General features: G+C 64.4%; 9 protein-coding genes and 1 pseudogene. 5 read left to right on the forward strand and 5 right to left on the reverse strand.

Annotated features, from left to right (window positions below; all coding sequences use genetic code 11):
• The 4 genes from AAFH49_RS21390 to AAFH49_RS21405 form a co-directional block, all read left to right on the forward strand.
• Positions 1 to 1,132: PAS domain-containing sensor histidine kinase (locus AAFH49_RS21390; RefSeq protein WP_342301415.1), on the forward strand; the 1,132-nt coding region annotated here is incomplete at its 5' end.
• A complete protein-coding gene (locus tag AAFH49_RS21395; protein WP_342301417.1) occupies positions 1,110 to 2,162 on the forward strand; it encodes a response regulator in 1,053 nt (350 codons plus the stop codon). The genes AAFH49_RS21390 and AAFH49_RS21395, both read left to right, overlap by 23 nt.
• A gap of 347 nt (positions 2,163 to 2,509) precedes the next feature.
• Positions 2,510 to 3,448 carry a coproporphyrinogen III oxidase gene (locus AAFH49_RS21400; protein ID WP_342301419.1) on the forward strand — a complete coding sequence of 313 codons (939 nt, stop codon included), beginning with the start codon at positions 2,510 to 2,512 and terminating at the stop codon, positions 3,446 to 3,448.
• Between the two features lie 61 nt (positions 3,449 to 3,509).
• Positions 3,510 to 4,466: a 1-phosphofructokinase family hexose kinase gene (locus tag AAFH49_RS21405; RefSeq protein WP_342301420.1), complete on the forward strand. Its 957-nt coding sequence runs from the start codon at positions 3,510 to 3,512 to the stop codon at positions 4,464 to 4,466.
• A 23-nt stretch (positions 4,467 to 4,489) separates the two neighbouring features.
• Here AAFH49_RS21405 and ppsA read toward each other — a convergent pair whose 3' ends face one another.
• From ppsA to AAFH49_RS21425, 5 genes and pseudogenes are all read right to left on the reverse strand, one after another.
• A complete protein-coding gene (gene ppsA, locus AAFH49_RS21410; RefSeq protein WP_342301421.1) occupies positions 4,490 to 6,895 on the reverse strand; it encodes a phosphoenolpyruvate synthase in 2,406 nt (801 codons plus the stop codon).
• Positions 6,896 to 7,071: 176 nt separating this feature from the next.
• Positions 7,072 to 9,579 carry a cation-translocating P-type ATPase gene (locus AAFH49_RS21415; RefSeq protein WP_342301422.1) on the reverse strand — a complete coding sequence of 836 codons (2,508 nt, stop codon included), beginning with the start codon at positions 9,577 to 9,579 and terminating at the stop codon, positions 7,072 to 7,074.
• A gap of 136 nt (positions 9,580 to 9,715) precedes the next feature.
• A pseudogene (locus AAFH49_RS22230) lies at positions 9,716 to 9,832 on the reverse strand (MBL fold metallo-hydrolase RNA specificity domain-containing protein); the annotation flags it as partial.
• 464 nt (positions 9,833 to 10,296) lie between these two features.
• Positions 10,297 to 10,635, reverse strand: coding sequence for a DUF3885 domain-containing protein (locus AAFH49_RS21420; RefSeq protein ID WP_342301424.1), 339 nt, complete (start codon positions 10,633 to 10,635; stop codon positions 10,297 to 10,299).
• Between the two features lie 67 nt (positions 10,636 to 10,702).
• A complete protein-coding gene (locus AAFH49_RS21425) occupies positions 10,703 to 10,936 on the reverse strand; it encodes a hypothetical protein (protein WP_342301426.1) in 234 nt (77 codons plus the stop codon).
• A gap of 665 nt (positions 10,937 to 11,601) precedes the next feature.
• Between AAFH49_RS21425 and AAFH49_RS21430 the strand changes: the two genes are divergently transcribed.
• On the forward strand, positions 11,602 to 14,563 hold a 2,962-nt coding region (locus AAFH49_RS21430; RefSeq protein WP_342301428.1), incomplete at its 3' end, for an ATP-binding protein.

Genomic DNA, 14,563 nt, shown 5'->3' on the forward strand with positions numbered 1-14,563 from the left:
CGATAAGGCCCACCAGTTATTTGGCTATCAGAACGATGGCATGCTTCATCAGCGCATCGAAGCGCTGGTGCCCGAAGCCGTGGCCCGCTACCACGAGCAGCTGCGCGATTCCTTCAATGCCCGCCCCGAAACGCGGGCCATGGGCCAGAACCGCGACCTGCTGGCCCGCCGCCAGGACGGCTCAGAATTTCCCGTGGAAGTCAGCCTGAGCTATTTCCGGCTCGAAGAGGAGCTGTTTGTGGTGGCTTACGTCATCGACATCTCCTTCAAAAAAGAGGCTGAGCGGGAGCTGCGGGCCCAGCACCAGCGCATTGCCCGCCTCAATGCCGAGCTGGAACAAAAAGTAACCGACCGCACCCACGCCCTGGCCGATACCCTGAGCCAGCTGGAGCTGCGCACCCGCGAGCTCACCCAGGCCCTGGCCCTGGAGCAGGAGCTCGGCGAGCTCAAAACGCGCTTCGTGGCCATGGCCTCGCACGAGTTCCGGACGCCGCTCACGGCCGTGCTCACGTCGGTGGCGCTGCTCGAAAAGTATGCCGGCCCCGAGCAGCAGGACAAGCGCCAGCGCCATTACGACCGCATTCGGACCTCGGTGATGCACCTAACCGATATTCTGGAGGAGTTTCTGTCGGTGGGCAAGATTGAGGAAGGCCGCCTGGAGGCCCACCCTACCCGGCTGGAGCTGGCCCCCCTGGCCAACGAAACCGTGGCCGAAGTGGAGGGCCTGCGCAAGCCCGGCCAGCACATCATTCTGCAGCTGCCCGCTGCCCTGCCGCCGCTGTGGCAGGATGCCTCGCTGCTGCGCAAAGTGCTGGTCAACCTGCTCTCCAACGCCCTGAAATATTCCCACGAAAACACCACCATCACCGTGCGGGCCACCGCCCAGGAGCACGCCCTCTGCCTCGTGGTGCAGGACCAGGGCATGGGCATTGCCCGCGACGACCAGACGCGGCTGTTCCAGCGGTTTTACCGGGCCCGCAACGCGGCCAATACGCCCGGCACGGGCCTGGGCCTCTACATCGTGGCCCGCTACGTGGAGCTGATGGGCGGCACCATTGCCCTGCAAAGCGAGCTGAACGTGGGCACCACCGTCACCATCACGCTTCCCTATGAAAACCATTCTGCTGATTGAGGACAACGACATCCTGCGGGAAAACACCGCTGAGATTCTGGAGCTGGCCGGCTACGGCGTGCTCACGGCCGAGAACGGCAAAGTGGGCGTGGAAATAGCCCTGGCCACCAAGCCTGATTTGGTGGTGTGCGACATCATGATGCCCGTACTTGATGGCTATGGCGTGCTGCACATTTTCAGCCAAAACCCGCAGCTGGCCGGCGTGCCCTTCATCTTCCTCACCGCCAAAACCGAGCGCACCGACCAGCGCCGCGGCATGGAGCTGGGGGCTGATGACTACCTCACCAAGCCATTCGACGAAACTGAGCTGCTGAGCGCCATCAGCAGCCGCCTCAACCGCTTCCGGCAGCTGCAACCCTCCTACGACCTGCGTGCGCCCGAGGGCCTGGGCGCGTTTCTGGACGATGCCACCGCCGTGGCCAGCCTGCACAGCCTCACCCTGGACCGCCGGCCCCACGCGCTGCGCAAAAAGCAGGTGCTGTATGCCGAAGACGAGGAGGCTACCCGGCTCTATTTTGTGGAGAGCGGGCGGGTGAAAACCGTGCGCCGCACCGCCGGCGGCAAGGAATTAATCACGGGCGTGTATGGCCCCGGCGAGTTTTTTGGCTACCTGCCGCTGCTGCAGCACCGGCCGCACAGCGACTCGGCCGTGGTGCTTGATGATGCCCAGGTGCTCTACATTCCGCAGAAGGATTTTGAGCTGCTGCTCCACTCCCACCCCGACGTGGGGAAGCAGTTTATCCGGCTGCTGGCCGGCCAGGTGGAGGAGCGGGAACAGCAGCTGCTGGGCATGGCCTACGACTCGCTGCGCCGCCGCGTGGCCAGCACCCTGCTGCGCATGCAGGAGCAGGCCGGCGATGGGGCGGCCACCATCCGGTTCTCGCGCGATGACCTGGCCGCCGTGGTCGGCACCACCCCGGAATCGCTGATTCGGACCCTGAGCGAGTTTAAGCAGGACGGCCTGATTGAGCTCACGCCCAAAAGCATTCACGTCCTTCAGCCCGAAAAGCTGCACGCGCCTAACTGGTAGCGGTTTGAGGTAGATGCGGCTTCAGGGCGGTGAATGTAGGGGCGGGGCTTGCCCCCGCCCGGACGTTCGCACCGTTCTAACGACCCCGTTCAAAGACGGGCGGGGGCAAGCCCCGCCCCTACATCGTTCAGGACAGCCCCTTCTCATTTAGCAAACCTGACAGGAATCAGCTGGCAAGGTGATGCGCATCAGGGCAGTATTAGCGAATAGGCAGGAGCTTTGCCCAGTTTACCGGGGGCAATGAATGCTCAGCTTAGCCCGCCGGCCAGGGTGCCCGGCTTGCCGGGGCTGGCTGGCCGGCGGGCATACCGCAGCTTCTGTTATCGTTATAAGTGCATTGCGCAGCCATGAAACAGCAGGTTATTTCGTCATCGGCGTTTGCGCCGCGTCCGGGGGTCGAGAATTGGATGCGAGAGTTCCAGGACTGGCTATGCCACCGGATGGAGATGGCGGATGGCGGCAGCAAGTTTGTGCACGACGAATGGACGCACCCCGGCGGCGGCGGCGGCATCACTTCCGCCCTCCAGTACGGGGCCGTGCTGGAGAAAGCGGGCGTGTCCTTTTCGGCCGTGTGGGACCAGATGAGCGAGCCGATGGCTCGCCAGCTCCAGGTGAAAGACCGGCACTACTACACCGCCGATGTGAACGTGGGCCTGCATCCGCACAGCCCCATGGTGCCCATCTCGCACCTCAACGTGCGGTATTTCGAGACCCGCACGGGCGAGGCCTGGTTTGCGGGCAGCCTCGACCTGACCCCGATTTATGTGGATGTGGTGCAAGCCCGCTGGTTTCACCAGCAGATTCACGCCATGTGTCAGCGCCACGATAACGGCTACTATCCGCGCTTCAAGGCTGGGGCCGATGCTCATTTCTACCTGCCCCACCGGGGCGAGACGCGGGGCGTGGGCGGCCTGTTTTTCGAGCAGCTCATGGTGGAGCGCGACGGCATGTTTGAGGAGCTGCTGGCCTTCGTGCAGGACGTGGGCGAGGTATTCGGCCGCACCTACGGCACCCTCATGCGCCAGAATGCCCACCTGCCCTACGCCGAGCCCGAGAAGCGCTGGCAGCAGCAGCGCCGCGCCCGCTGCGCCGAATTCAACCTGACCGTGGACCGCCCCAGCCGCTTCGAGCTGGCCGCCCACGGTCCGGAGGGTTTCGTCCTCAGCCTGCCCCCCCGGGCCGAGTGGCACAATGCCCCCGCTCCCGCCCCCGGCTCGGCCGAAGCGCGGACCCAGCAATGGCTGCGCCCCGGCGTGGACTGGATAACATCCAGCGGCGCGGCCTGAACGCGCAAAATCTATTTCTTAAGCTAAGCACTCCTATTGCTCCACATCAACCCCACGCCTCATGTCCTTAGTAGCCACCCTCACCCTGAACCCGGCGCTGGACACGAGCACCTCCGTGGCGGGCATCGTGCCCGACCAGAAACTGCACTGCGCTGCCCCCAAAACCGAGGCCGGCGGCGGCGGCATCAACGTGTCGCGGGGCCTGCACCGGCTGGGCACGCCGTCGGTGGCCGTGTACCCGGCCGGCGGGCACACCGGCGCGCTGCTGGAAGCGCTGCTCACGGCCGAAGGCATTGCGTCCTGCGTGATTCCGACCAAAAGCGCGGTGCGCGAAAACTTTGTGGTGGTGGACACCGCCAGCCACCAGCAGTACCGGTTTGGCATGCCCGGCGCGCCGCTCACCGACGCTGAGCAGGGCCAGGTGCTGGAGGCGCTGCACCAGCTGACGCCCCTACCCGATTTCGTGGTGCTGAGCGGCAGCCTGCCGCCCGGCATGCCACCCGCATTCCTGGCCCGGGTGGCCCGGCAGGCCCGCGAGGCAGGCAGCAAGGTGGTAGCCGATACCACCGGGCCGGCCATGCTGGCCGTTATCGAGGCCGGGGCCTACCTCATCAAGCCCAACCTGGGCGAGCTAAGCCAATTGGCCGGCGTGCCCGAGCTGGACAGCGCCGGCGTGGTGGCTACTGCTCGGCAGCTAATTGGCGCAGGCCGCTGCGAAATCGTGGTGGTGTCGATGGGCCCGCAAGGTGCCTACCTCGTTACCTGCGACCTGGAAGACTACGTTTCGGCCCCGGTTGTGAAGCGGCGCAGCACCGTGGGGGCTGGCGATAGCATGGTGGCCGGCATTGTGCACGCGCTGGTGCACGGGCAGTCTCTGCGCGAGGCCGTGCGCCTGGGCGTGGCCTGCGGCACCGCCGCCACCATGAACCCCGGCACCGAACTGTTCCACCCCGCCGACGTGGAAAAGCTCTATCGCTGCCTGCTGCAAGCCATCCCCGCGCCGCATGCCGCCGCCTGAGCAGCGGCCGCCTCGCTCCTGCCCTACGGGTACTCATCGGCCACCATTTCCTCGGCTTTCACCATGTTGGCCATGCCGTTGAGCAGGGCATCGGGGGTGAAGGAAATGCTGTCGATGCCCTGCTCGACCAGGAACCGGGCAAAGGCCGGGTAGTCGCTCGGGGCCTGGCCGCAGAGGCCAATGGGCCGCCCGTGCGCTTTGGCCGTGTGGATGACCTGGGCCAGCAGCCGCGTCACGGCCTCGTTCCGCTCATCAAAGAGCCCGCTCACGATGGCCGAATCCCGGTCCAGCCCCAGCGTTAGCTGCGTTAAGTCGTTGGAACCGATGGAGAAGCCGTCGAACACCGTGGCGAATTCCTCGGCTAGAATGACGTTGCTCGGGATTTCAGCCATCACGTAGATTTCGAGGTTGTCGATGCCCTGGCGCAGGCCGAAATCGGCCATCAGGGCCACCACGCGCTGGCCTTCCTCCACGGTGCGGCAGAAGGGAATCATTGCCTTGATGTTGGTCAGGCCCATGTCGTGGCGCACGCGTTTCAGGGCCTCGCATTCCAACCGAAAACCCTCGCGATACTGCGGGCTGTAGTAGCGCGACGCGCCCCGAAAACCCAGCATTGGATTTTCCTCATCGGGCTCAAACTGCTTTCCGCCCAGCAAATTGGCGTATTCGTTGGTCTTGAAATCACTCATCCGCACGATGACTTCGCGCGGATAAAAGGCCGCCGCCACAAAGCCCAGCGCCTGCGCCAGCTGCTCGATGAAATACTCGGGCTTGCTGGAATAATTGGCGGTGAGGACCGTGATTTCTTCGCGGGCTTTCTCATCCGTCAGCTGGTCGAACGCAACCAGTGCCATTGGATGTATCCGAATGGCGTTGCTGATGATGAATTCCATTCGCAGCAGGCCCACGCCCTGGCTGGGGTAGCGCGCCAGCGTGAGGGCCCGGTCGGGGTCGGCGAGGATGAGCATGGGCTTGGTATGGGGCTTCACGAGGTGTTCCAGGTCGATTTCGGTTTCCTCCCAGGCCAGCGCACCCTCGTAGATGTGGCCCTCGTCGCCCTCGGCGCACGACACGGTAATGCGCTGCCCGTCTTGGATTTTCTGCGTCGCATCGAGCGTGCCCACCACGGCCGACAAACCCAGCTCCCGCGCCACAATAGCCGCGTGGCTGGTGCGCCCGCCCTGGTTAGTCACGATGACGGCCGCCTTCCGCAGCACCGCGTTCCAGTCCGGACTGGTGCTGTTTGTCACCAGGATTTCGCCCGCCTGCAGCCGATGCCCCTCGGCCGGCGAGGCGATGATACGCGCCACGCCCGACACAATCTGGCTGCCCACGGCCTTACCGGTGGCCAGCAGCGGGCCTTTTTCGGTGAGGTGAAACTCGTGCAGGCACAGCGCCCGGCGGCCGTGGTGAATGGTTTCGGGCCGGGCCTGCACGATGAACAAAGCGCTGCTGAGGCCGTCCTTAGCCCATTCAATGTCCATGGGCATGCCGTAGTGTTCCTCAATCAGCAGGCACCAGCGGCCCAGCTGCTCAGCTTCGGCATCGGTGAGCACGAACTGGGCGCGGCGCTCGGCCGGGGTATCCGTGTTTTTGATGCCGGCCGCGCAGGCGGCGAGGCTGGTGGCGTAGCGCATGGTTTTGGCCTTGTCGCCCAGCTTTTTGCGCACCAGGGCGCGCTTGTCGGCGCGCAGGGCGGGCTTGAAGAGGTAGAACTCATCGGGGTTCACGTTGCCCTGCACCACGTTTTCGCCCAGGCCCCAGCTGCCGGTGAGGTACACCAGGTTTTCGTGCCCCGTTTCGGGCTCGATGGTGAAGGCCACGCCGGCCGAGGCCAAATCGGACCGTACCATGGTTTGCACGCCCACCGAAAGCGCCACCTTCATGTGGTCGAACCCGTTCTGCACGCGGTACTTAATGGCACGGTCGTTGAACAGCGACACATAGCATTTCCGGCAGGCATCGAGTACGGCATCGGGGCTGCGCACGTCCAGAAACGAGTCGTGCTGCCCGGCAAAGCTGGCCGTGGGCAGGTCCTCGGCCGTGGCGCTGCTGCGCACCGCCACTTGGATTTCGTGCTCATAACCGTCCTCCAATTGCTGGTAAGCGGCTTCAATGGCAGTGGCTACCGGTGCGGGTAGCGGGGCCACGCTCAGCATCGCCCGCGCCTGACTGCCGATGTCGGCCAGATTGGTAAACTCCTGGGTATCCAGTTGGGCCAGCAGGGCCGTGAGGGGCTCGCGCAAGTGGTTTTCATCCAGAAACAGCCAGTACGCTGCCGCCGTGGTCGCGAATCCATTCGGCACATTGATACCCTTGGCAGTGAGCCGATTGAACAGCTCGCCCAAGGAAGCATTCTTGCCGCCCACCAGCGCCACATTGTCGTTGGTCAATTCCTGAAAAAACAGTGCGAATGGTGCTGGTGCCATGATGCGGAGGGAAAAAACAGGGGTTGGAAAAATGACCGGGCACACGCCACGCACGGCGCAAAGCGGCCCTTCATTACGCCCAAAACTATCTGCTGCCTGTTCGGCCCGCACTGCGTTTTCTTACCCTTCAGCCTGATTAAAATCATGGCCTGAAACACTTGGCTGCCAATTGAAAATCAACCTTTTGCCTGAATCCGCAGCAACTTATACACCTCCACCCAGCCCGCGCCCAGCAGCGCCGCCAGCCCGCACCAGCCCAGCTCGACCAGCGGCACCGGCGCGAACTCAAACAGCTCCCGCGCGGCCGGCAGCCACAGCGCCGCCAGCAGCAGCGCCAGCGTGAGGCTCAGCATCAGCCAAAGCAGGCGGTTGGGCACCAGCAAAGTGCGCCACACCGAATGAGTGAACGAGCGGTTGACCAGCGTCAGGACGATGTTGCTGAGCACCAGCGTAGCAAAAACCAGCGTGCGGACTTCCGCCACGGGCCGGCCCCTATGCATGGCCACGAAGTACACGCCCAGCACGGCGGCGGCAATGCCGAGGCCCTGCACAATGCTGCGCCCCAGCTCCCGCCCGCCCAGAAACGTGGTGCTGAGCGGGCGCGGCGCGGCCTGCATCTGGCCGGCTTCGGCGGGCTCATTTTCGAAGGCGATGGAGCAAGTGGGTCCCATCACCAGCTCCAGAAAAATGACGTGCACGGGGTTCAGCAGGTTGGCGAATTTCCAGCCGGCCAGCAGCGGCACCGCCACCGTGAGAATAATGGGAATGTGAATGGAAACGATGTAGGAAATGGCCTTTTTGAGGTTCTGGTAGATGCGGCGGCCCTGCGCGATGGCCGTCACCATGCTGCCCAAATCATCATCGACGAGCACCAGCGAGGCGGCCTGTCGGGCTACTTCGGTGCCGCGACGGCCCATGGCCACCCCAATGTGGGCGGCCTTGAGGGCGGGGCCGTCGTTCACGCCGTCGCCGGTCATGGCTACCACTTCGCCATTGGCTTTCAGGGCTTCCACCACTTTTAACTTGGCTTCGGGAAACATGCGGGCGAACACGGCCGTGCCTGGCACCCGCTGCCGCAGCGCGGCCTCGTCGAGGGCCAGCACGTCGGCCCCGGTCAGCAAGGTGTCGGCCCCCGGCAGGCCCACCTGGCGGGCAATGGCCTGGGCAGTTTCGGGGAAGTCGCCGGTTATCATCTTCACCTGAATCCCGGCTTTAGCAAAGCAGTCGATGACCTTCGAGGCGTTGGCCTTGGGCGGATTTTCCAGCGCCACCAGGCCCAGAAACGACCAGTCAAAATCGTCCTGACTGGCCGGAAAACAGCCCACCTCCGGGCAGCGGGCCTGCGCCACGCCCAGCACTCGCAGGCCCTGCGCCGAGAGCTGCTGCGTGATTTCCCGCACCCGCGCCGCCACGGCCGGAGCCGGCCGGCATAAGGCCAGAATGTGCTCCACGGCCCCTTTGCCGGCCACTACCGGGTTGCCGGCCTGGGCGCGGCGTACGTGCGTCATCATGGGCGGGGTGCCGGCCAGCGGGTACTCGTGCACCATGGGGCAGGCGATGGAAGCCAGCACCGGGTCGGCCACCGCGAAGGCTTCGGTGATGGCTTTTTCCATGAAGTCGAACGGCTCGGTTTCGCTGGCCCAGCGGGCGTGGGCCAGCACAGCAGCGGCCGTATCGGACAGCGGGCCGGGCACGGGCACGAGGGCATCGGTGCTGCCATCGTAGAGCTGGGCCACGCGCATGCCCTGCTGGGTGATAGTACCGGTTTTGTCCACGCAAATCACCGTGGCCGAGCCCAGGCTTTCCACGGTTTGGGGCTGCTTGGTGAGCACGCCTGCCCGGCTCAGACGGGCCGCGCCCAGCGCCATGAAACTGCTGAAGGCCACCGGAATTTCCTCGGGCAGAATGGACATAGCCAGCGTGAGGCCGAAAAGCAAGGCCGTAACCCAGTCGCCCGACCGCGCATAATTGACGCCCCACACCAGCGCAAAAGCCCCGAGCCCCACCCAGGCCATGCGCCGCACAAACTGGCTCACCTGCAATTGCAGCGGCGTTTTCTCGCTGGCAATGGTATCGAGGCTGCGGCCGATGCGGCCCAACTCGGTGTGCTCGCCCACGGCCGTGAGCGTGAGCCAGGCACTGCCCGAAGCGGCACTGGTGCCGGCAAAAACCGGGTCGCCGGCCGCTTTGGCTACCGGCACGGCCTCGCCGGTGAGGATGGCCTCGTCGGCCGCGAAATCGTTGGCGGCATCCACGGTGCCGTCGGCGGGCACGCGGCTGCCTTCCTCCACCAGCACGGCATCGCCCACCACCAGGGCTTCGATGGGCACGGTGGTCAGGGCACCGTTGCGCCAGGCTTTGGCCTGTGGCTGGGTCAGGTCGCGCAGGGCGGCCAGGGCGCGGTCGCTGCGCAGGCTTTGGTACACCGAAATGCCCGCCACCGCCAGCAGCGCCACGATAAGCGTGATGGCTTCCTCGGTGCGGCCCATGCCGAAATACAGGCCGCAGGCCGCCAGCAGCAGCACAAACATGGGCTCGGTCACCACTTCCTTCAGCGTGAGCCACAGGCCCGAGCGGCGGGTGGCGGCAAACACGTTGCGCCCGTGCGCCGCCCGGGATTGGGCAACGGCTTCTTCGGACAGGCCGGGCGCGGCGAGTGGGGCAGACGGGGCAGATTTTACCATGACTATTTCAAGTATATAACCCTGATTTATTGCTACTTATTCAGCCTCGTTATTAAAACCAAACCGCCTCGCAGGGTGGGGCTGCGGGGCGGAAAGAGAAGCGCTTCATCGGCTGCGGATGAAAAGAAAGATGGTATCAAGCCAGACCAGGGCGGCTGGCCCGGGGTGCAAACGTGCGCTGGGATAGGGCCGGAAACTGGTCGAGCCAGCGCAGCAACTCCGATAAGTCGGCGTGGGCCGAGAAGGCTTGAAGCGGAAATGCACGGGCAGCAGTCCCCGAATATCTTCAACTCCTTCCCACCGACCAGAAATCACTGAGTAGCATTCATCACCGTGGAATAGAGCTGATTTGCGCCACAATATTCGTCAGCCCACGCGCCCTGCTCCATGACAAAAATCAAGGCATCGGCTAATAATGAACAGGGCGTTGGCGAACGACGGGCCGGTTCTTCGAATTCGGGTTTTGCCTTTTTCCGGCTGGGTTATGTCTCCTCGCCGGCTCACGCCTGAAATGGCCTGTCATCGCAGTGGGCCGAGCCCACTTTTTGCGGGCATCCGGGCACGACTATCACCCGCGAACTGCCGGTGGTGCTGCACAAGCACGAAACTGAGGCCTTGCGCCAGTTGGATTTACACTTCAGCAAAAAATTAGAGCGGGTCCGGGACCTAATGGTCGCGCAGATATTTTCCGGATTGCGCTTTTCGGACCTGATTCGTTTACGCAAGGACCATTTGCAGAAAGGACATGTGGTCATTCGCATGCAGAGCGCCGTCGGCCGCAAACGACTCGGGCTCGGGCCGGGCACGGTCGACGAAGTCGTATTCGCCCGTGACTAGGAACAGCTCGGCGGGTTTGCCCACCAAGTCGGCGAACACGGCAAGATGGCGGCGCAGCAGTTCGTGCCAGTCCGCGGCGGCGGCCGGGTAGCGTTGCCCCTCGGGTAGGCTGTAGAGCCGTAGCCACCGGCGGGGATAAGTCGTGCGCAACAAATGGCCCAGGGGCACCGCCTTGGGGTACGTGGCGCGCCAGTAGGCGTCGAAGTCAGTGGCCAGCATGCGGGACTTTTTAGGTAAGGTAGTCCATTTGCTCGTTTTCCGACTCCGACCCTTTAGTTAAATGTGGCTACGCGTGGTCCACGAAACAGATAACTCCCAAGGCCGTGGCTTGCTCCCACACAGCTGCAGCCAACGACACGGGCAGGGCGAGCACCACCGGCTCTTCCTCGAGCACTTGGGTTTTGATGCGCCACGCTTCCGCCAGCCCCAGACCCGCCACATCGTGCAGCAGCCGCGCAAACCGGAGGGATTTCATTCCCTCGCGCCAGCCCGAAAACGTTATTTTTACCTGGGGTTCCAATGACGAAGTGCAGTGAGTCGTTCCGGTGAATGTACACCCGGGCCATTACATCACCGGTTTTGCTATTCGGACCCTTTGGCTAAACACCTCATTTTACCTTTTTGCCCCTTTGCATGCCAGAAATTGCCGGGCTGCCCCATTTCTTTTAGTGGCCAAGTCAGGTATGGCCAACGTAGCTTGCCACCGGCAACACGTATCCGACACGTAGCAGCGCCACGACCGCCTCGACCCACACGAGGACGGCTTCAACCAGGACCATTTGGGCGGCATCTACTCCCGCCAGAAAGGCAGGCGCATGTGGGATTGCGTGGTTAGGTATCCTGTAGCAGGTCCCCCGTACAGCGCCAATAGAGCGCTAGGCAGGAGAAAGTGCGCCGTTCAGGGCGTGCCTTTTTTGCGCTTAGGGCGCTTTAGTGGCTGCTGAGTGGCGCCGCGAACTGGCCCGCAATGGCAGGTACCGGGCTGGCTCCGTTGCAGCGCAGGTGGCTGCGCGACTAGTTGCCTGAACCGGCAAAATAAGTATTCGGTGGCCCGGCCATGCTTACCACTTTGTCCAACAAGCAGAACTAAATGCAGTACCTTGCTCATCAGCAAATGCCTCGAAAATATTCTCATCCCGCCTTCTTCATTTGAGTGCCTGCGAGCATTTTTCTACCGACCCTTGTATGAACCTCGTAAGAAGCGGCCTGCTGCTACTGTGCCTGCTACTGCTGGCCACCCGCCCCCTGCTGGCCCAGCGCGGCCACGCCTACTGGGACGCTAACCCCGACTCCCTCCGGCAGGTGCTGGCCCGGCAACGCGCCGATACGGCCCGCTTGCGCACCCTGCAGCACCTGATTGACTGCTTGAGCGCAAGCACTGAAGAAGTACAAGTTCTGCAGTATCTGGAGCAGACCATAGCGCTGACGCATCGACTGCACCGCCCCGAGTACTTGGCTTATCGGTTATGGCTCAACAGCTGGCGGCTGCTCAATGCGAACCTGCCTGATGACAAACTGGGTCTAGCGGCCAAAACTCCGGCCCTGGACAGCTTGCAGGCGGCCGTTAACCTGTTTGATAGCCTTGGGCGTCAGCAGCCACGACTCCTGCGGCGCATAAGGATTGCTTTCGGCGATTTGCAGCGATGGGATGCTGCGCAAGCCTATTTCGAAACCAAACTGAGCTACTATCGCCAACGGGGAGCAATGGAAAGCATGGCCCCCTGCTACCACGGCTTGGCAGCCTGTTATAACTTCAGGGGAAACTATAACCATGCTATTAGCTATTACCTGCAAGCCGCCGAACTCTACCGCCGCCTCGATACCCGTTGGTACTACAATGAAATGGCCGTCGTCGGGGCTACGTACGCAAGCTGGGGAAACGATAACAAGGCGGAGTTTTACCTGCGGCAAGCCCTGGCCTACTCTGACCCCGACGCGCTTGCCTATGTCTACTTTAACCTGACCGCTATTTATCTGCATCAACGCAATTATGGGGAGGCAGCTCGGACTGCTGAGTCAGCGCTGCAAAATGCTGGATTGTCTGGTGACGTGAGCAATAAGAAGCCGATGGCGCTGGCTTTGAAGGCCGCGGTCCTCATTGCGCAGCAGCAACTGGCCGCGGCAGGCCGGCTTCTTCCCCAAGCCCAGCACCTGGGAGACTCCGCGAAGGTGCCCATTGTTAGTCGCAATGGCTTTTTCGAACTGGATGCCACCTGGGCGCAATACTACGCTGCCCGGAAGGAGCCGGCCCTGGCCGAAACCGCCTGGCTCGCGGCCTTGCGCCAGGCCCGGCAGGCGCATTCCCAGCCGCTTCGGCTTCGCTACCTGCGGCAGCTGGCCGATTTCTACGCCCAGCAAAGGAAGCCCGCGCTGGCCGCGCCCTACGCGCTGGCCGCGGCCCGGCTCAACGATTCGTTGCAGGAAATCCAGGGAGGCTTTCGGGTGTCGTATTACGAGCAGCAACAGGTGGAGCGCCGCCAGGGCGTGCGCATTGCCAGCCTGCGCCGGGCCCAAACCCAGGCCACGGCCCGCGCCACCCGCGAGCGCACGGCCCTGGCCTGGTTGCTGGGCGGCACGGGCCTGCTGGTGCTGTTCAGCGGAGCGCAGTGGCGCAGCCACCGCCGCCAGCAGCGGGCCACCGCCCTGCTGGCCTACCAAAAAGCCCAGCTTGAGGAGCAGGCCACCCGCCTCGGCCAGCTCGACGCGGCCAAAAACCAGTTCTTCGCCAACGTCAGCCACGAGCTGCGCACGCCCCTCACGCTGGTGCTCGGCCCCCTCGACGGCTTGCTGACGGCCCCGGCCCTGCCCGCCGCCGTGCACGAGCCCGTGGCCCTGGCCCACCGCAGCGCCCGCCGCCTGCTGGAGCTGGTCAACCGCATCCTAGATTTAACTAAGCTGCAGGCCGGCCGCCTGGAGCTGCGGCCCGGACCCACGGCGGTGGCCCCGCTGCTGCGCCGGGTCGTGACGCAGTTCGAGTCGCTGGCCGCCGAGCGGCGCGTGGCGCTGGTGGCCCCGCTCGCGCTGCCCGAAGGCCTGTGCCTATTGCTCGACGCCGACAAGGTGGAACAGATTCTGACCAACCTGCTCATCAACGCCCTCAATCATACCCCCGCCGGCGGGGCCGTGACCGTGGGCGCCGCCCTGCCCGATGCCACCGGCCACTACGTGCTGACGGTGCGCGACACCGGCCCGGGCATTGCGCCGGCCGAGCAGGCGCGCGTGTTTGAGCGCTTCTACCAGAGCCCCCAGGGCCAGGCCCAGGGCGGCACCGGCCTGGGCCTGGCCCTGAGCCGGGAGCTGGCCACGCTGCTGGGCGGCACCCTCACGCTGGCAAGCGAGCCGGGCCTGGGCGCGGCCTTCACCCTGCGCTTTCCCGCATCGGTGCTACCCGCGGATGCCGCCGAAAACACCGAAAACACCGAACCGGACGACCAAGAAAACGCCATTGAAGAAGATAAATTCGAGGAGCTAACTGACTTCATTCCGGTCTTGCCGGATGCGGGCACTGGCCCCCGGCCGCGGGTGCTGGTGGTGGAAGACCAGGCCGACTTGCGCGATTACCTCCGCCAGCTGCTGGCCCCCGCATATGAGGTGCTCACCGCCGTCGACGGCCAGGACGCGCTGGATGTGCTGGCCCGCGAAGCACCCGTCGACCTCGTCACCACCGACGCCATGATGCCGCGCGTGAGCGGCACCGAGCTGCTGGCCCGCCTTAAGGCCGACCCGACCTGCGCCGGCCTGCCCGTACTTATGCTCACGGCCCGCGCCGACGAGGCCCACCGCCTGGCCACCCTCACGGTGGGCGTCGACGACTACCTTACCAAGCCCTTCGTACCCGCCGAGTTGCTGGCCCGCGTGGCCACGCTGCTGCGCCGCCACACCGTGCGCCGCCAGTTTGCCAGCCAGCCGCCCGAGGCGCTGTCCTCCGCCGAGGAGCTGGCGCGGGAAACTGAGCTAGCGGCAACCGCTCCCCCCGACCAGGCCGCCGCCGAACCCGACGGCGCGGCCTCGCCCTTCACCAGCGCGGAGGGGGCGGAGCAACTGGCCCGTTGGCAGCCCCATTTGGGGGCCCGCCTAGCGGACCCCGCCTTCGGACCGGCCGAGCTGGCCAGCCTGCTGTGTCTGAGCGAACGGACCCTCTACCGCC

It is taken from the genome of Hymenobacter segetis, from assembly GCF_038448715.1.
GTDB lineage: Bacteria > Bacteroidota > Bacteroidia > Cytophagales > Hymenobacteraceae > Hymenobacter > Hymenobacter segetis.